The organism is Halomonas sp. 141, from assembly GCF_002810305.1.
Lineage (GTDB): Bacteria > Pseudomonadota > Gammaproteobacteria > Pseudomonadales > Halomonadaceae > Vreelandella > Vreelandella stevensii.
In genome coordinates this window covers 50,219-68,228 of sequence record NZ_PINZ01000012.1, presented here as the reverse complement: position 1 = coordinate 68,228, position 18,010 = coordinate 50,219, and the positions used below count along the sequence as shown (strand labels likewise).

18 protein-coding genes and 1 pseudogene are annotated in these 18,010 nt (G+C 59.9%); 7 read left to right on the top strand and 12 right to left on the bottom strand.

Features of this window, described 5'->3' with window-relative positions; genetic code table 11:
• Positions 1–9: 9 nt before the first annotated feature.
• The gene (locus tag CWI66_RS07875; RefSeq protein ID WP_081192863.1) at positions 10–414 is read right to left on the bottom strand and encodes a RidA family protein; all 405 of its coding nucleotides are present in this window, start codon (positions 412–414) and stop codon (positions 10–12) included.
• Positions 415–589: 175 nt separating this feature from the next.
• Between CWI66_RS07875 and CWI66_RS07870 the strand changes: the two genes are divergently transcribed.
• Both CWI66_RS07870 and CWI66_RS07865 read left to right on the top strand, forming a co-directional pair.
• Positions 590–1,150: a hypothetical protein gene (locus CWI66_RS07870; protein WP_100731382.1), complete on the top strand. Its 561-nt coding sequence runs from the start codon at positions 590–592 to the stop codon at positions 1,148–1,150.
• Between the two features lie 122 nt (positions 1,151–1,272).
• Entirely contained in the window at positions 1,273–1,800 is a 528-nt protein-coding gene (locus CWI66_RS07865; protein WP_081138894.1) for a cytochrome b, read from the top strand.
• Between the two features lie 107 nt (positions 1,801–1,907).
• On the opposite strand, the gene CWI66_RS07860 is transcribed toward CWI66_RS07865, so the two are convergent.
• Together CWI66_RS07860 and CWI66_RS07855 are read right to left on the bottom strand one after the other, a co-directional pair.
• Positions 1,908–3,086, bottom strand: coding sequence for a vWA domain-containing protein (locus tag CWI66_RS07860; RefSeq protein ID WP_081138895.1), 1,179 nt, complete (start codon positions 3,084–3,086; stop codon positions 1,908–1,910).
• Between the two features lie 3 nt (positions 3,087–3,089).
• The gene (locus CWI66_RS07855; RefSeq protein WP_081192867.1) at positions 3,090–3,944 is read right to left on the bottom strand and encodes an AAA family ATPase; all 855 of its coding nucleotides are present in this window, start codon (positions 3,942–3,944) and stop codon (positions 3,090–3,092) included.
• Between the two features lie 145 nt (positions 3,945–4,089).
• Here CWI66_RS07855 and CWI66_RS07850 point away from each other — a divergent pair.
• Both CWI66_RS07850 and CWI66_RS07845 read left to right on the top strand, forming a co-directional pair.
• A pseudogene (locus CWI66_RS07850) lies at positions 4,090–4,835 on the top strand (NAD(P)-binding domain-containing protein); the annotation flags it as partial.
• A 15-nt stretch (positions 4,836–4,850) separates the two neighbouring features.
• Positions 4,851–5,915, top strand: a complete 1,065-nt coding sequence (locus CWI66_RS07845; protein ID WP_269799695.1) for a 2,3-butanediol dehydrogenase — start codon at positions 4,851–4,853, stop codon at positions 5,913–5,915.
• Between the two features lie 62 nt (positions 5,916–5,977).
• Here CWI66_RS07845 and CWI66_RS07840 read toward each other — a convergent pair whose 3' ends face one another.
• Positions 5,978–6,742 (bottom strand): SDR family oxidoreductase, encoded by a 765-nt coding sequence (locus tag CWI66_RS07840; protein ID WP_100731381.1) that lies wholly within the window; start codon positions 6,740–6,742, stop codon positions 5,978–5,980.
• Positions 6,743–7,141: 399 nt separating this feature from the next.
• On the opposite strand from CWI66_RS07840, the gene CWI66_RS07830 reads away from it, so the two are divergent.
• Positions 7,142–7,330, top strand: a complete 189-nt coding sequence (locus CWI66_RS07830; protein ID WP_016914122.1) for a diguanylate cyclase domain-containing protein — start codon at positions 7,142–7,144, stop codon at positions 7,328–7,330.
• Positions 7,331–7,898: 568 nt separating this feature from the next.
• Positions 7,899–8,510, top strand: a complete 612-nt coding sequence (locus CWI66_RS07825; protein ID WP_100731380.1) for an OmpW/AlkL family protein — start codon at positions 7,899–7,901, stop codon at positions 8,508–8,510.
• An 82-nt stretch (positions 8,511–8,592) separates the two neighbouring features.
• Here CWI66_RS07825 and pepQ read toward each other — a convergent pair whose 3' ends face one another.
• The 7 genes from pepQ to CWI66_RS07790 all read right to left on the bottom strand — a co-directional run bounded on the left by pepQ (position 8,593) and on the right by CWI66_RS07790 (position 16,653).
• Positions 8,593–9,897: a Xaa-Pro dipeptidase gene (pepQ, locus tag CWI66_RS07820; protein ID WP_100731379.1), complete on the bottom strand. Its 1,305-nt coding sequence runs from the start codon at positions 9,895–9,897 to the stop codon at positions 8,593–8,595.
• Between the two features lie 10 nt (positions 9,898–9,907).
• The gene (locus CWI66_RS07815) at positions 9,908–10,819 is read right to left on the bottom strand and encodes a LysR family transcriptional regulator (RefSeq protein WP_100731378.1); all 912 of its coding nucleotides are present in this window, start codon (positions 10,817–10,819) and stop codon (positions 9,908–9,910) included.
• 49 nt (positions 10,820–10,868) lie between these two features.
• Positions 10,869–11,924, bottom strand: a complete 1,056-nt coding sequence (locus CWI66_RS07810; protein WP_016914118.1) for an ABC transporter ATP-binding protein — start codon at positions 11,922–11,924, stop codon at positions 10,869–10,871.
• Complete coding sequence (locus CWI66_RS07805; RefSeq protein WP_016914117.1) at positions 11,921–12,937, bottom strand: ABC transporter ATP-binding protein; 1,017 nt, start codon at positions 12,935–12,937, stop codon at positions 11,921–11,923. Before CWI66_RS07805 ends, CWI66_RS07810 begins: the two co-directional genes overlap by 4 nt.
• Before the next feature lie 7 nt (positions 12,938–12,944).
• Positions 12,945–13,889, bottom strand: a complete 945-nt coding sequence (locus CWI66_RS07800) for an ABC transporter permease (protein WP_100731377.1) — start codon at positions 13,887–13,889, stop codon at positions 12,945–12,947.
• Complete coding sequence (locus CWI66_RS07795) at positions 13,886–14,935, bottom strand: ABC transporter permease (RefSeq protein ID WP_100731376.1); 1,050 nt, start codon at positions 14,933–14,935, stop codon at positions 13,886–13,888. The genes CWI66_RS07800 and CWI66_RS07795 overlap by 4 nt, the downstream gene beginning before the upstream one ends.
• Positions 14,936–15,081: 146 nt before the next feature.
• Positions 15,082–16,653, bottom strand: coding sequence for an ABC transporter substrate-binding protein (locus CWI66_RS07790; protein ID WP_100731393.1), 1,572 nt, complete (start codon positions 16,651–16,653; stop codon positions 15,082–15,084).
• 288 nt (positions 16,654–16,941) lie between these two features.
• Here CWI66_RS07790 and CWI66_RS07785 point away from each other — a divergent pair, with 288 nt between their 5' ends.
• A complete protein-coding gene (locus CWI66_RS07785) occupies positions 16,942–17,427 on the top strand; it encodes a hypothetical protein (protein WP_100731375.1) in 486 nt (161 codons plus the stop codon).
• Positions 17,428–17,463: 36 nt separating this feature from the next.
• Here the strand turns inward: CWI66_RS07785 and CWI66_RS07780 are convergent, their stop codons facing one another.
• Entirely contained in the window at positions 17,464–17,853 is a 390-nt protein-coding gene (locus CWI66_RS07780; protein ID WP_100731374.1) for a glutaredoxin family protein, read from the bottom strand.
• Positions 17,854–18,010 lie beyond the last annotated feature (157 nt).

Below are 18,010 nucleotides of genomic sequence, written 5' to 3'. Positions count from 1 at the left end.
GGCAAACATTTACTTTTCTGGGCTTGCTTTGCGTGCCCGCTTGGCCATCAGGGTAATTTCTACCTGGCTGCCACCGCAGATATGCGGGGATTCGGTGCAAGTTCGTGCGGGGTAGCGTCCTGGTTCAAAGAAGTCAGCATAGACGCTGTCCAAAGCGCTAATCTGTTTCAGATCCGCCAAGTGAACATCTACCCTCACGACATCCGCGAGGCTACCGCCTTCCTGCACCAGCATGCGTTCCAGCTCACGCATCACCAAACGGGTCTCTTCTTTCACATCACCACGGGCTACGTCGCCATTGGAGAGATCGGCCACGGTAAGGCCAGAGATAAACGCGTAGTGGTCGTCGATTACCATGTGGCTGCCCGGAAAGTCGGGTTTAGGCAGAGTAGGATCGTTGATGAACTGTGTCATGTGTTCTCCTTGGCAATACAAACATGCCTTGCCCATAGTGCGACTGTGCAATAACCACTGGATTCCATCGAAACAGGCTGGTGTCTCCCCGCGCTTTGCTCTACGCTGGCGGGCTTTTATAGCCCGCTCAGCGCTTATTGAAGGGCGGGGTAGATGAACGCAACGAGAGGGCGTCATGAAGGTAGTCCATGTAAGTGAACGTGCCCAGCGGGATGCGTGTTTGGCCAAATTATGTGCTGAAGTCTATGGCCAGGCGGCAGGGTTGACGCCGCTGGTGGTCTTCACCGGTACTCGGAACGTGCTGTTTGCCCAGGAAGGCGCGCGCTTGCTGGCGGGGGTGGATGGCAACGGCAAGCCGCTGGCCCTGGCGCTGCTGGTGCTGGACGAGAAAGGCCAGGGCATGACCGTCACCCATGCCTGCGAGCTGGTGGAAGGGGCCAAGGCCCGTCTGCTGAGCGAACTGAGCCTGAAGGCGCCGCTACGTGTCGAGGTGAGCAGTGAGCAGGAAGAGGCGTTCTACCAGCAGTGCGGTTTCAAGCACTGGTGGACCACGGCGCAGGGCCAGCGCGTTGGGCTCGTGGCGCGCCATCCTGCCAGTCATGTGGAGGAGCTGGCGCCCACCCTGGAGCTGGACGAGGCGTTGATTCTGCGTCGTTTCAAGCACGACGCGGCCGCTTTCGGCCAAGCCAAGGAAGCCTTCCTGGCGGGCTTGAATCAGTTCCCGACGTCTTTGTAGCCTTCAGGTGGAACGGCGTGTTCCACGTTTGAGAACCTGTTTGCACGTTGTTGTCACGAAGCGTCGTCAAGTTCAGGGTAAAATGGCTTCCTCAATAGTGATGGTTATGAGGAATTTGCATCATGGCGCTTGCGATCATGGATTCGACGTCTCGTTACGGCCTGGTGAGTCGTGCGTTGCACTGGGGCATGGCCCTGCTGTTCGTTTGGCAATTCAGTGGCGCTGGGGCACGGGTGCTGCTGGAAGATACGGCCATTGAAAGCTTCTTGTGGGGCACTCATCGAAACGTTGGCGTGCTGCTGATGACGCTGGTGGTGCTGCGGGCGCTCTGGGCGTTGGCCAATGCCTCGCGCCGCCCGCCTGCCGTGAGCGTCATGGCCAAGCTGGGCCATCTGGCACTCTATGGCCTGATGATCGCGGTACCCACCATTGCGCTGATTCGTCAGTACGGCTCGGGGCGGCCGCTGGAGGTATTCGGCGTGCCGCTGATGTCGGGAGGCGGTGAGCGCGTGGAGTGGATGATCAACCTGGGCGGCTTGCTGCACGGTGAGCTTGGCTGGGCGCTGCTGGTACTGGTGCTGGGCCATATCGGCATGGCGGTGCTGCACCGCCGCTTGACGGGCCACAGCCTGATGACCCGCATGGCATAGCTTGCGCGCCCGTTCAGCATAGCGTCCATAAAAACGGCGTGCCTCCTGGGCACGCCGTTTTTTGTGCGCTGCAGTTGTGGTGAACAGTCGTGGTGAATAGACGTCCGCTACTTGGCCAGGTCACGCATGGCGTTTTCCAGCCCCTCCAGGGTCATGGGGTACATGCGGTCGTCGATCAGCTCGCGGATCAGGGTGGTCGAGTAGGTGTACTCCCAGGCGCGGGGTGGCATGGGGTTCAGCCACGCCAACCGGGGGAATTTATCGGCCAGCCGTTTGAGCCACACTCCGCCCGCTTCGTCGTTGAAGTGCTCCACGCTACCGCCACGGTGGGTGACCTCGTAAGGCGACATGGCGGCGTCGCCGACGATGACCACTTGGTAATCCGCGCCGTAGGTGTGCAGTACGTCCATGGTAGGGATACGCTCGTTACCACGACGCAGGTTGTTTTTCCAGACGCCTTCGTAGAGGCAGTTATGGAAGTAGTAGTGCTCCAGGTGCTTGAATTCGGAGCGTGCCGCAGAAAAGAGCTCTTCGCATACCCGGATGTGGTCGTCCATGGAGCCGCCCACGTCCAGAAACAGCAGCACCTTGACCGCATTGTGGCGCTCCGGGCGCATCTGGATATTGAGCAGCCCGGCATCGCGGGCGGTTTCGCGAATGGTGCCGTCCACATCGAACTCGTCCCTGGCGCCCTGGCGGGCGAATTTGCGCAGCCGTCGCAGGGCCATTTTGATGTTGCGGGTGCCCAGCTCCAGAGAGTCGTCGTAATCGCGAAAGCGTCGCTCGTCCCACACTTTGGTGGCGCGGCGGTGGCGGGAGCCATCTTGCCCAATTCGAATGCCTTCCGGGTTGTAGCCGTAGGCCCCAAAGGGGCTGGTGCCGCCGGTGCCAATCCACTTGTTGCCCCCCGCGTGGCGCTCTTTCTGCTCTTCCAGGCGCTTCTTGAAGGTCTCGATGAGCTCTTCCAACCCGCCCAGCGACTCGATCCTGGCTTTCTCTTCATCGGTGAGTTGTTTCTCGAACTCGCGGCGCAGCCACTCGTCGGGAATCAGCGCTTCGATGGCGGCGTCCATGTCCTCGATGCCCTTGAACCAGGCGGCAAAAGCCCGATCGAAGCGGTCGAAGTGGCGCTCATCCTTCACCATGACCGTGCGCGCGACTTGGTAAAATGCCTCCATATCGGCAAACACCACGCCACGCTCCACCACGGCGTGAAGGTCTAAAAGCTCCCGCAGTGAAACGGGTACGCCTGCGCGTTTCAGGGTCTCGAACAAGCCGATGAACATGGCTTAGCGCCCGCTGTTCTTCTGGCGGCGCATCATGAACGCCAGGCGTTCCAGCAGGTGGGTGTCCTGCTCGTTCTTTACCAGCGCGCCGGCCATGGGCGGCAACGCCTTGGCGGGGTCACGATGATACAGCGCTTCCTGGGCCAGCTCGTCGGCCATCAACAGCTTGAGCCAATCGACCAGCTCGGAAGTGGAAGGCTTCTTTTTCAGCCCTGGAGCGCTGCGCAGGTCGAAAAAGACCTCCAGCGCCTCGCTGGCGAGCCTGGGGGCAATGTCGGGAAAGTGAACGTCGACGATGGCCTGCATGGTCTCGCGGTCGGGGAACTCGATGTAGTGGAAGAAGCAGCGGCGCAGGAAGGCGTCCGGCAGCTCTTTTTCGTTGTTGGAGGTGATGACGATGATCGGGCGCTGTTCGGCGCGGATGGTCTCGCCGGTTTCATAAACGTGAAACTCCATACGATCCAGCTCCTGGAGCAGGTCGTTGGGGAATTCGATGTCTGCCTTGTCGATTTCGTCGATCAACAGCACGACACGCTCACCGGCGGTGAAGGCTTCCCAGAGCTTGCCGGGCTTGATGTAGTTGCCGACGTTCTCGACGCCTTCCACGCCCAGCTGCGAGTCGCGCAGGCGGCTCACCGCATCGTATTCGTAGAGCCCCTGAGCTGCTTTGGTGCTGGACTTGATATGCCAGGTGATCAGCCGAGTGCCCAGCGAAGCCGCCAGCTCTTCGGCCAGCAGCGTCTTGCCGGTGCCCGGCTCACCCTTGATGAGCAGCGGGCGCTGGAGTACCACGGCGGCATTCACCGCCTGCTTAAGCGCGTCGGTTGCGATGTAAGAAGAAGTGGATTCAAACGCCATGGGAGAGCCTCGGCTTGTCGAAAGCGGGTTTATAAAAGGGTAAACGAATTCAAACAAGTGTACGTGAGGCTGACCCTTCCGGCCAAGCGCCCATGGCTCAGCGCGTATTAACGCTGTTCAACCACGAGTGCTATTGGCGCGACTTTATATTCCGTTTCCCGACAACTGGCCGGTGTTTGCCCCGAAAAACAAAGTGGGCGACTGGCTGGAAATGTACACAAAAGTGATGGAGCTCAACTATTGGAGTTCCACCACCTGCGATAATGCACGCTTCGATGAAGCTGCAGGCGAGTGGGTGGTGAACGTCAAGCGCAACGGTGAGCAGATCACGCTACGTCCGAAACAGCTGGTGATGGCCACCGGCATGTCGGGCATGCCCAACATCCCCAAATTTCCGGGCGCGGAGTGTTTCGAAGGCGAGCAACAGCACTCCAGCCAGCATCCGGGGCCAGACGCCTACGCCGGTAAAAAGTGCGTGATCGTGGGGTCGAACAACTCGGCCCACGACATTGCGGCGGCTCTCTGGGAGCACGATGCCGATGTCACCATGCTTCAGCGCTCTTCGACGCATATCGTCAAGTCGGACTCGTTGATGGAAGAGGTGCTGGGGCCGCTCTATTCGGAAAATGCGGTGGCGGGTGGCCTGACCCATGACAAGGCCGACCTGCTGTTTGCGTCGATTCCCTACAAGGTGCTGCCCGATTTCCAGCGGCCAGTCTTCGCCGCCATCAAGCAGCGTGATGCGGCGTTTTATCGTATACGCCACGGGCTATGGCTCGATGAATGGCTGGGCGGCACTACTCGCACTACTTGGCGCTGCAGTTGAAAGCGCGTATGGAAGGCCTGGAAACTCCCGTGTACGGGCTTCAGCCGGTACATCATGTGTCTTGATAGGAAGGACTAGTCATGAGTCAAACCAATATGCAAGCAGCGGTGTGGTATGCAGCCAGGGATCTTCGCGTGGAGCAGGTGCCTGTGCCTACCATTAACGATCCTCACTCGGTGAAGGTGAAAGTAGCCGCCTGTGGGATTTGCGGCAGCGATTTGCATGAATACTCCGCCGGGCCGATTTTTATCCCGGTGGGCAAGCCGCACCCCATCAGCGGCGAACAGGCGCCCATCATCATGGGCCATGAGTTTGCGGGGGAAGTGGTGGAGGTCGGTGAAAAAGTCACCCGCGTGAAAGTGGGGGATCGCGTCGCCATCGAGCCGATCCTATCGCCCAACAAGGATGGCGCTTACCAGATGGAGCGCTACAACCTGACGCCGCTGCTCGGCTTCCACGGCCTTTCCGGTGGCGGCGGTGGCTTTTCCGAGTTCACCGTCATGGGCGAGCACATGGTGCACAAACTGCCGGATGACCTGAGCTTCGAGCAGGGAGCCTTGGTGGAGCCCGCCGCCGTGGCGCTGCATGCGGTGCGCCAGAGCTGCCTGAAGGCCGGGGATAGTGCTGCGGTGTTCGGTGCAGGGCCGATTGGCCTGATGACCATCGAGGCCCTCAAGGCCGCCGGGGCTGCGCAGATCTACGCAATAGAAGTCGCGCCATCCCGCAAAGCCAAAGCCGAAGCGTTGGGAGCCATTGTGGTCGACCCACAGCAAGAAGACGCCGTGGAGAAGCTGCACGCATTGAGTAAGGGTGGGGTCGATGTGGCGTTCGAAGTCACCGGCATTCCCGCCGTGCTCAACCAGGCGCTGCACAGTACCCACGAAGGCGGCGAAGTGGTGGTGGTGAGCATTTGGGAGGGGGACGCCAGCTTCCAGCCCAATGACCTGGTCATCAAGGAGCGCACCATGAAAGGCATCATTGCCTATCGGCATGTCTATCCGGCGGTGATGGCGTTGATGCAGCGAGGCTACTTCCGGGCCGAAGACATGGTCACCCAGCGTATTCCTCTGGCCAACATCGTCGAAGAGGGCTTCGAAGCGTTGTTGAGCGACAAGGCGCAGGTGAAAATCATCGTCACGCCCTAGGGACGCCTTTGGTCACCCGCAAAGGCCATCTTCGGATGGCCTTTTTTGGCATGAGCGGGTCGCTACTCGGCGTAGATCATTTTGCGGGTCATGCCGCCGTCGGCCACGATGTTTTGACCGGTGATGAACCCGGCCTCGTCGGACAGCAGAAAGCGCGTCAGGGCAGCGATGTCTTTGGGCGTGCCCACGCGCCCAGCCGGGTGTTGGTCACGATCGATGGCGCGGTGCTCCACCGGCTGCTGGCGGCTGGGCTTTTGCCAGTCGCCCACTTCGATCCAGCCTGGGCTGATGGCGTTGACGCGAATGTTCGGGCCAAGGCTCACGGCAAGCGCATGGGTGAGGGCCACGATGCCACCTTTGCTGGCCGCATACGCTTCGGTGTCGGGTTCGGATTGAAGGGCTCGGGACGAGGCCATCAGCACGATACTGCCACCATGAGGCCGCAAATACGCCGCCCCATGCTTGGCGCACAGGAATGCGCCGGTGAGGTTGGTATTCAAGTAGGCTTGCCAGGTTTCCAGTGGCAGCTGTTCGATCGTGCCATGAAACGGGTCGGCGATGCCCGCGTTGTGGACGATGCCATCCAGCCTGCCAAAGTGTTCCACGGTGCGTTCAAGCGTGCGGGCAATGTGTTCCTCTTGGCTGACGTCAGCTTCCAGAGCCAGTAGCTGGTCGTACTGTTTCAACCGCTGCGTCGCAGCGCGCAGCGCTTCTGCATCGATGTCGACGATGGCCACCTGGTGGCCGTTGGAGAGGAGTTCATTCGCAATGCCCAGACCAATCCCCTGGGCACCGCCGGTCACATACACTGCTTTACGCTGCACCATGACAATTTTACCGCCTGAAGGCCAAGTGAATAGGGGAAACGTGCGTTAGCGGAGCCAAATGTAAAATATCTATACAGCTAAAGACAGCACCTACTTTAATGCATAGAGTTAAACATGTTGAAGGATATCAAACGCTCCGTAAGCGTCGGGTCAAGGGTGTGTGAAAGCCAATTGAGAGGTTGACCATGGTGGAGAGTGAACAGGCTCGGCTTCAGGCACTGCATGATCTGGCGCTATTGGATACGCCACCCGAAGAGCGCTTCGATCGCTTTACACGGCTCGCCGTTCAGCTATTTGGGGTCGATATCGCGCTCGTCTCACTGGTGGACGAGGAGCGGCAGTGGTTCAAGTCCCACCAAGGGCTCGCGCTGACACAAACCTGTCGAGAAGAGTCCTTGTGTGCCCACGCCATTCAAACTGATGGCATTTTTGAAGTGGCAGGGCGGGCAGGAGTTTGCGTGTACGCTCTCGGCCGGCATGGTATGCAGTCTGGACGTGGCAGAGAGTGACAGGGAGCGGTTACTGGTGCTGGCCGACGAAGCGCTCTATCGCGCCAAACGCGGTGGGCGCAATCAGGTGTGCAGCTGATACCGTTTGGGGCCAAGCGTCGTTATGAAGCATAAACCTGAGTTCCTGCGCACCATTGGTGCGAACCATGCTTCCTGGCGCTGAGGATCCTACGAGAAACAGGTGTAAATTTTTATAAGATGTTGTTTTTAATTTATTTATATAATATTGGCACGTTGCTCGCTATATATTAGGCAAGCGGCAAATGAATAGAGTCTTCACCGTTAGCCTGACCCGCGGATTATCGAAGCTCTCCCTTCTTTGTCATGCCGATGCGACCTGTCGCACGGTACAACGAGTGAGCTGGCGTGCTCCACCTGGGTCCCCTTCGGGGGACTTTTTTTATGCCTGTCGTTTTTCATCCTGTCGTTTGGCTACGATGGGTATCGGGGCAACTTGCCCAGATACCCACCGTGGGGGCACCTGCGTGTCTGATGGTATGCCTCTTTAAAAAAGCTATCAGAGACCAAAAACCTATAATAAAATTTCACAGGAAATTTGGAAACAGTGTTCGTATGGTATATGTTGTATAGGATAGCTGGTGTGATCCGGCACTTACCCCCCAAGGAAGACGCAAGAGGATACCCTGATGAGCAAATTGAAACTGATGACTGCCGCCGTTGTTTCTGCCAGCGCTGTCATGGCAAGCCAAGCCGTCATGGCCTACGAAGCGGGTGATGTGTTCGTCCGTGGCGGTGTTGCCCAAACAGATACTGGTTCCGGCAACGGCAACGTGGGCGATGCGGACCTGAACGTGCAAAGCGCCCGTGGCTTTACCTTTGGTGCGGGTTACCTGTTCACCGACAAGATCGGTATGGAGCTGAACAGCTCCGAGAAATTCGAGCATGACCTCAACACGCGCCCGGGTGGCGACGTAGGCAGCGTTGATCGCCTGCCGGTAAACCTGCTGGTCAATTACTACCCGATGGGTGGCCTGGATTCTCGCGTCCAGCCCTATGTGGGCGTGGGCCTCAACTACACTCGTTTCTCGGGTGAGCCGGAAGGCCTGAGCGTGGACAGCAGCTATGGCGTCATCGGTCAGGCAGGACTTGATTTGGCTGTCACCGAAAACATCATGCTGAACGGCTATGTGAGCTACGCCGACGTCAACTCCGACATCAACCTGGATGGCACTGGCCGTGTAGGTGAAGTGGACATCGAGCCTGTCACCGTAGGCGGTGGTATTACCTATCGTTTCTAAGCCTATCGTTTCCAAGTCTGGCGGTTAATCGCCAAGGTACGCCCGGTTCCTTCATTGGAACCGGGCGTTTTTTTACCTGGCACTAATGTGTTTGTGTCAGGTTGTCGCAGCCGCTTTCCGTGATCACGATGTTGTCTTCGATGCGGATACCGCCGCAGGCGGCCAAAGCGTCCACCGCGGCCCAGTTGACGGCAATTCCCTGCTGGCGCAGCGGTGCCAGCAGCATGGGAATGAAGTAGAGCCCGGGTTCGATGGTGACCACCATGCCGGGGCGCAGCGTGCGCGTCAGGCGTAGCGCCGGATGTTGCGGTGGCGGCGGCGCTGGCGTGCCATCGGGGTGCATCAGCCCCGCCACGTCATGCACCTGGATGCCCAGCGAGTGTCCCAAGCCATGGGGGCAGAACGCTCGGGTCACGCCCAGCTCGATAGCGCTCTCCGCGCTGCCTTCGTACAGCCCGTGCTGCACCAGAATTTCGGCCAGATAGCGGTGCATCTGCTCGTGGAGTGACACGAACTCCACGCCTGGCGCGGCGTGCTGAATCAATTGATCTTTCAGGTGGTGCAGGGCAGTGACCAACTCGCCAAAGGCGGCCGGCGCGTCAGCGCCTGCGTGGGTGCGGGTGATGTCCGCGGCGTAGCCGCGAAAGCGTCGCCCGGCATCCACCAACAAGCTGTGGCGCTGGCTGGGGGCGCTCAGGTCATAATGCTGATAATGCAGTACGCCAGCGTGCTGATTGAGCCCGATGATGTTCTGGTAGGGCACGTCCGACTCGCGCTGACGGCTGGCTTGCAGGTAGGCCAACTGAATGTCCAGCTCGCTGGCGGCGCCCACAAACGCCGCCTTGGCGGCCTGATGCCCGGCAACGGCCAGACGATTGGCTTCCCTCAGGCAGGCAATCTCATAGGCGGTCTTGTACATGCGCAGCTCATCCAACGCACGGACGAGGGCGGCGGGGTGCAGCTGTGCGGAGTTGGCGAGCACAGAAACGCTCTCCAGGGTCTCGATATCACCAATCACGGCTGCGTTGCCCGCTAGCGGCGGGGTGATCTTGTCGCTGCACAAATGCACGTCGAATTCGGCTACCCACGGCTCTTCCGGCAGTTGGGTGGGCAAGTGCCAGAAATCGGCTGGCGCGTAGATATAGAGCTGAGGCCGCTGACCGGGCTGCACCACGATCCAGCTGTGCTGAACATCGGCCAACCCTACCCAGTGGGTGAAATGCCCGTAGGCCTGAAAGGTGGTAGTGTGATCATCGGCAAAATGGTAGCGGGCGTGGCCGCTGTAAATGGCCAGACAATCCAGCCGATGGTGCTCAAGCAACTGGCTATAAGCCTGGCGAAGATGCGCGATATGCTCACGCTGTCGTGCGTTCAGTGATGCAGACATGGGGTTTCCTTTAGGGTCGTAGGGGAGGGAGCTCGCTCCATAAGCTGTCCAGCTCTGCGTGGTGGTGTTGGTGGTGACGGTACAGCCTCAACTCCATGGGCACGTCCCAGCGGCTGTCGCCTGCGCGCACCAGTTGGCCGCTAGCCAGTTCGCTGGCCACGTTGCGTTCGGGTAGCCAGCTCATGCCGTAGCCCAACAGTACCAGTTCCTTGATGCCTGCGGCGTAGAGGTTCTCGCTCTGCGCGGTCAGGTAGGTCGGATGGGGAAGGCGGGCAAGGTGTGCCTTGACCGCCGAACCCAACAGCCCGCGTTTGGGGTAGGCAAGCCAGGGCACCGGCTGCTGGCGCGTGCCAGGTAGCTGCGTGCAGGGCGACCCATCGCTGGTCAGGCCCGTCACGGGTATCAGCCGCTCCTGGCCAATGACGCGATAGGTACTGCTGCTGGTGTCGATGTCCAGATCGCAGCGGCCCACGGGCCAGTAGCAGATGGCCAGATCACATTCGGCCCTGGCCAGTGCCTGAAAATAGTCGCTGGCCACCCAGCCCGTGGCGCGCAAGTAGGGCTGCACACGCTCTTGCCAACCCTGTTGGGCCAGCCATTCGGGCAAAAAGTGGGCCAGCAGACTTTGTGGGGCAGCCACCATGATGCGGCGCTGTTGGCCAGCGCTGATCGCCCGAACGCGCTCTCTGGTGAGGCGCACGCGCTCGGTGACCTGTTCGCAGAGCGTCAGGAACTCTTCTCCCGCTGGGGTCAACGACAGTGGCAGGGTCTGTCGGTTGATCAACGTCACGCCCATTTCCTCTTCCAGCAGCTTGATGCGCCGTGAAAAAGTAGGCTGTGTCACGTGCTGCTCGTCGGCGGCGCGGGAGAAGTGTCGCGTTCTGGCCAGGGCAATGAAGTCTTCTAGCCAGCGAATTTCCATGCCTTACCTCGCAAGACGGCCCCGCGTGAGGCCTGAAGAAAGCGGGCCATTACAAGCGCCCCTCCTCAACAGCGTGGCACGCCACGCGAGTGCCGTCATCCTGTGTTTGCAATGCCGGAATCTCCTGCTTGCAGCGGGCATTGGCATGGGGGCAGCGGCCATGAAAGACACAGCCGCTAGGCAGGTTGACCGGCGTCGGCACTTCACCCGAGAGGCGAATGTGCTGGGGTCGGTCATCTTCCAGCCGAGGAATCGCCGACAGCAGCGCCTGCGTATAGGGATGGCGCGGCTTGGCAAACAGCGTGGCCGTGGTGGCGACTTCACACACTGTGCCCAGGTACATCACCGCCACGCGGGTGCCGAAGTGCTCGACCACCGCCAGGTCGTGGGTGATGAACAGGTAGGTGAGGTGGCGGTCGCGCTGGGCATCCATCAGCAGGTTCAGCACCTGGGCCTGGATCGACACGTCCAGAGCCGAGATGGGCTCGTCGGCCACGATGAATTCCGGGTCCACGGCCAGCGCCCTGGCGATGGCGATGCGTTGGCGCTGCCCACCGGAAAACTCATGGCCAAAGCGCTTGCCCCAGTCCGGGTCGATGCCCACCGAGCGCATCACTTCTTCCACCTTGTCGAGAATCTGCTGACGGTTCCAGTCTGGGTGGTGCAGGCGCAGCGGCTCTTCCAGCGTCTGCTGGATCGTCATGCGCGGGTTCAGCGACGCGTAGGGGTTCTGGAAAATCATCTGCATGCGCTTGCGATAAGGCAGCAGTTGACGGGTGGAGAGATGGTCGATGCGCTCGCCGCCGTAACGAATTTCGCCTTCGGAGGGGGTAATCAGCCCCATCACCGTGCGTGCTACGGTGGATTTACCGCAGCCGGATTCGCCGACTACGCAGAGCGCTTCGCCACGCTTGATCTCCAGGTTGACCCCGTTGATGGCGTGCACGTACTCCTGATGACGAACCAGCTTGCCGCCCTTGAAGCGCAGCTGCTCGAGAAAGTCGCCCGATAGCGAAAAGCGCTTTTTCAGATCGCGTATTTCCAGCAGCGTATCGCTGGCCGTAGCGGGAGCGGTCGTTGGGCGTGTGTCGGCCTGGGCATTCATAGGCTCTCCTCCTTCAGGCGGCGATCTTCGAGCATTTCAGCCACCATATGGCAGGCAACGCGGCAGTTGCCTGACTCCACGAACGTGGGCACCTGCTGAGTACACGCCGGGCGCGGCTGACCGTCGCTGCGCAGGATAAAGTCGCAGCGGGGATGAAACGCGCAGCCGGTGGGCAAGTTGGAAAGCGACGGCATGCTGCCCCGAATCTGATTCAGTTTTTCGCCGGGGGTAGCCATCTGGGGCAGGGCGTTGATCAGCCCCTGGGTGTAGGGGTGCTGGGGGTCATTGATGATTTCACGGGTCGGCCCCTGCTCGATCACGCGGCCTGCGTACATGACCAGCATGCGCTGGGTGACCTGGCTGACGACGCCCAAGTCGTGGGTGATCAGGATCAGGCCCACGTTGTGCTGCTCGCAAAGCTCCAGCAGCAGCGCCATGATTTCCGCCTGGATGGTGACATCCAGCGCGGTGGTCGGCTCATCGGCAATGATGATGTCGGGGTCCAACAGGAGCGCAATGGCGATGATGATACGCTGGCGCATGCCGCCGGAAAGCTCGTGGGGGTATTGGTCCAGGCGCTTTTCCGGCGACGGGATCTGCACCTGTTTGAGCTTGTCCAGAGCAATGGCCCGGGCCTCGCGGGTGGAGATGCGGCGGTGCGCTTTCAGGCACTCGACCATCTGCTCACCGATCGAGAGCACCGGGTTGAGGGTCATCATCGGGTCCTGGAAGATCATCGAGATACGATTGCCGCGCACCTTGCGCAGGCCCCGCTCGGACATGGTGTTGAGGGTTTTACCCTCGAAGGTGATGCTGCCACCGGCAATGAATCCGGGCCGTGCGATCAGGTTGAGCAGTGAAAAGGCTGCCACCGATTTGCCCGCGCCGGATTCACCGACGATGCCTAGCCGTTCGCCTCGCTCCAGGGTGAAGTTGACATCCCGTAAGGCGCGGACTTCACCCTGACGCAGGGCAAAGCGAACATCCAGTTGTGAGACTTCAAGAAGTGCCATGGTGTCTTCAGCCTTTATACAGTCGTGGGTTCATGACATCGCGCAGCCAGTCGCCCAGCAGATTGATCGACAGCACCAGCACCACCAATACCGCGCCGGGCATCATGGTGATCCACCAGGAGCCGGATTGAATGTAGTCGAAGCCCGCCTTGATCAACGAACCCAGCGACGGGTGGGTTTCCGGCATGCCCAGCCCCAGAAACGACAGCGCCGCTTCGGAGATGATCGCGTTGGCGATCTGAACGGTGGAGATGACGAAGATCGGCGACAGCGTATTGGGAAGCACATGACGGAACATGATGCGTCGGCTGCGCAGCCCCATGACGCGGGCGGCGTCCACGTACTCCTGGTTCTTCTCTGCCAGTACCGATGCGCGCACGGTACGCGCATACTGCGGCCATTCGGCGAGTCCGATGATCAGAATCAGCATGAGCACGGCGTACTGGCTGTAGAAGGCGCTGCCCATGGTGGCTTTCACCACGGCACCGACCACGATGGCCACCATCAGCGTCGAGAACGACAGCTGAATGTCTGCCAGGCGCATCAGGAAGGCATCGACTCGCCCGCCCAGATAACCGGCCATCAGGCCAAAGGTCACGCCCAGCAGGGCTTGCAGTGCCACCGCGCCAAAGCCGATCAGCAGCGATACCCGCGTGCCGTACAGAATGATCGACCACAGGTCGCGCCCCTGGGCATCGGTGCCCAGGGTGTAGCGCTCGTCGGCTCCGTCGATCCAGAACGGCGGCAGTTCCGACGACATGATGTCGATCTGGCGCAGGTCGTAGGGGTCGGTAGGGGCCAGCAGTGGCGCCGCGAAGGCCGCCACCACCAGGCAGATGAACACGGCCAGGCAGAGCTGAGCGGTACGGTCGCGCTTGAAGCTGTACCACAGGAAAGAGTCGCGCAAGCGCTCCCAGCGGCTGGGGGCTGAGGGAGGAGTGGACGTTGTCATGCGGGCTTACCAGTCAGTTTAACGGTGGGATTCACGAAGCCGTAGATCAAATCCACGATGGTGTTGGTCACCACGAAAATGACCCCGACGATCATCAGATAAGTGACGATCAGCGGAATGTCGGCGTGGTTGATGGCATCCAGGAACATCAGTCCCATGCCCGGCCACTGGAACACGGTTTCGGTCAGAATGGTATAAGCCACCATGGTACCGATCTGAACGCCCCCCACGGTAATCACCGGGAGCATGGTGTTTTTCAGCGCATGCACGAAGTAGACCCGGCGCATGGAAATACCCTTGGCGCGGGCATACTTCACGTACTCCGATTGCAGTACTTCCATCATTTCGGCGCGAATCAGGCGGATGAACAGCGGCAGCATGATGGAGGCCAGCGAGACTGCAGGCAGCACCAGGTGCTTGATGCCGTCCCAGGTGACCAGGTTGGTATCCCAGTGGCCGACCACGTGGACCAAATCATAGCCACGGCCAAAGGAGGGCATGTTGCCCTGGGTAGAGAGCGCGCTGTTCAGCCAGGCGCCCCAGGCGGTGCCCTCCGGGAACAGCGAAACGGTCATGCCGATGGAGAAAATCTGGATCAGTACGATGGCGGTCAGGAACACCGGTATCGAAATGCCGATGATCGAGGCCCCCATGAAAAAGCGTGACACGGGGGAGCGCGGTTTGATGGCGCTGTATACCCCGATGGGAACAGAGAACAATACGATGATCAGCGTGGCCGCGAACACCAGCTCGAGGGTAGCAGGCAAGTGGCGAGCAATCACCTCCAGCGCCGGTTCACGGTAGAAATAGGAGTAGCCGAAATCGCCCTGAAGGGCGTTTCTGGCGAAGCGTGCGTATTGCACCAGGAAGGGGTCGTTGAGCCCCAGCCGTTCGCGAATGGCTTCACGTTCACTTTCGGGGACCGACTGTCCGACCATCTGCTGTACAGGGTCACCCAGGTTATCCTGGATGGCGAAGGCCAGTACACTGATGACAAACATCACCAATATTGCGTGCATCAGCCGCTTGATTAGAAAAGCAATCATGGCGTACGCCACCTGTGTGGAAAGTTTCACTAAACATCAGGGCAAGGCATGACGCTGCCCGGCGGGTCGCGTCATGCACGACGCTTCGCCCTCCAGAATCCTGGAGAGCGAAGCGTCCTTGCGTGGGTTATGTCGTTAAGGGGTGATTAACGCGTAATCACCAGATCGCCCAGGTAGGGGAAGTCGGTGGCGTTGACCACCGGCTCGATGTCGATGCCGTCAGCGGCGGCATAGGCCAGGTTCTGCCAATGCAGCATGATGAAACCAACGTCTTCGTACAGCATGGCTTCGGCTTCACGCAGCATTTCACCGCGTTTTTCCAGATCGGTCTCACTGTCGGCCTGGGTTACCAGCGCATCGATTTCTTCGTTGCAGTAGCTGCCGTAGTTGTACTGACCGGCACCGCTCTCGGTGTCGATGCAGAACGACAGGTACTGGAAGAAGTTGGCGGTGTCTTCGGTGTCCGAGTGCCAGCCGATCATGGCAATGTCGGATTGACGCGTGTCGTACTCCGGCCAGTACTGGGCCAGCGGCATGGTGCGCAGGTTAACGTTGATGTTGATACGCGCCAGCATGTTGGCTACGGCCTGGGCAATCTGCGCATCGTTCACGTAGCGGTTGTTCGGGGCGATCATGTCGACGCTGAAGCCCTCTTCGTAGCCCGCTTCCGCCATCAACTCCTGAGCACGCTCCAGATCGTAACGAGGTACCAGGTCCGGGTTATAGCCGGAGTAGCCTTCCGGTGAGAACTGACCCGCGGGCGTTGCAAAGCCGCGCATCAGGCGCTCGGCAATGCCTTCCTGGTTGATGGCCAGGTCGACGGCCTGACGTACGCGTGCATCCTGGAACGCCTCGACGCGCTCTTCATTCAGCTGGAAGCCGATGATACGCGTACCGGGGATTTCAACCAGATTGGCGCCTTGTGCATCGCGCACACGGTCCAGGTCGTTGGGCGGTACGGCATCGATGAAATCGACGCCACCGGACAGCAGGGCCGCCACGCGGGAGGCGTTTTCGGCAATCGGCGTCAGCACGATGCTGGTCACGTTACCTTCGCTTTCGGTGTCCCAGTAGTCTTCAAAGCGTTCGAAGTCGACGCGAACGCCCTGGCGACGGTCGGTGACCACGAAGGGCCCGGTGCCGGAAACGTTACGCGATGCAAACGAGTTGCCTGCCTTGACGATTTCCGCCTTGTCGTTGCCGTCGTCGGTCTCGCCCGTGTAGAACTCGCTGTCCATGGGGAAGATGTAGGTGGCCAGGTTCAACAGCAGCGGGTAAGGCTCGGTGGTGGTGATTTCGATGGTGTAGTCATCGACCGCTTCGGCGCTGGCGATCGGCTCGAAAATGGCGCGATAATCCGGACTCTCTTTCAGGCGCTCGATGGTCCAGACCACGTCCTTGGCAGTGAACGGGTTGCCGGAATGGAAGGTAACACCTTCACGCAGGGTCATGCGTACATGGGTGTCGTCGATTTGTTCCCACTCGGTGGCCAGACGCGGTTCGAACTGGAAGTCCTTGGTCCAGCGCACCAGGGGGTCGAATGACAAATGCGAGAAGCGCAGGACACCGCCAGAAAGCTGTTCGTGCAGGTCGAGGGTTTCAGGGTCGGCCGAGTAACCGATGCGCAGGGTTTCTGCACTGGCAGTCAGCGGCAGTAGTGCGGTGCCTGCCATGGCAGCACCCACGACAGTGGCCAGTAGTGTCTTTTTCAGCGTCATGATCGTTCCCATGTGTATTGTTTATTGTTCGTTTTGTCGACGGATGGCCCATCCACAAAACAGACACGGTCAGCTCGTAAGCTATCCTGACAACATAGAGACAGGTGGTTGTGACACACAATCGAAATAATGACAGGCCTCATTCATCTACTGAATGATCGGGGCTGGCGCGGCCGCCACGGCATCTGCTGTAAGACTAAAGTCGTGATCATGCGGTCGTGCAAAAGTGCCCGGCAGGTAAGCCACAAGGGAAAGGTAATGAAAATACAAGGTGTTAAACCGTTACTAATGACTGTTTTGCTGGCCATGACAGGCTGGGCGGCTGCCAGCGAGCTAGCTGCAGGGATCACAGGGACGCTGGATGGAGAGGACCAGCAGTGGTTTATCCTCGATCCCAGCAGCGAGCCCAGTGCCACGTTCATCGAAGAGGGAGACCGTTGGGTGGTGGAGATGACCGGCTACCGGGACCCGGAGAAATGGGTGGCCCGAGACGCGTTGCTCATTCAGTTGATTCTGGCCGACGAGCAGCTGACCAATGCCCGAGTGCTGCATCTGATCGGCGATGCCGTTCATCCGCCTTACTATACGGCCAGCGACGATGAGCTGACCGTGGTGCTTTCCCGGGTGGAGCGCGAAGGCAGCCGGTTACACCTTCAGGGCACCCTCGAGGGGCCGCTGGCGCTACAGCATAGCCCGGAAGCTGACCCTCTTGCGGAAGAGGGTGTTAGCCTGGCCGTCACGTTCGACGTGACGGCCAGCAAGGTCGAGTTTTGACGTGGCAGGTGCTAAAGCACCAAATCAGGCACCCAGTCAGGCCCCAAAGCGCTGATGCAGCCAGCGATTGATCGCATCGGACTCATAGAGCCACTCTTCACGACCGTCTTCATGGGCGATGCGCAGGCAAGGCACTTTGACCTTGCCGCCGCCTTCCTGAAGGGCCTGCTTGTGGTCTGGATCCAACTGGGCATCGCGCAGTTCGATCTTCAAACCAAGCCGCGCCATCTCCTTGCGTACCTTGATGCAGAAAGGGCAGGTACGAAACTGATACAGCGCCAATGCCTCACAGGCCGCGTCGACCTCAGCCTGCTCCTCGGCGCTGCGCTCCACCGAGCGCGGCGTGGAGAGTTTTTCCGACACTAACATTACCGGGGCCAGCAGCACGCGAAGGCCACGGAAAAAGTAACGAACGATAATGCGCATGATAAAAGCTCCTCTCGCCAGCGCAGCGGGGTGGTTTAGGTCGATAGGTGCCGCATCCTGCATCAAAAGCCACCCATTGTCACTTTCCTGCCCTGATACCGGGTGTCGCGAAGGGAACCAGATGAGCTGGCGTCCCGGGCATGATAATCTTTCCCCC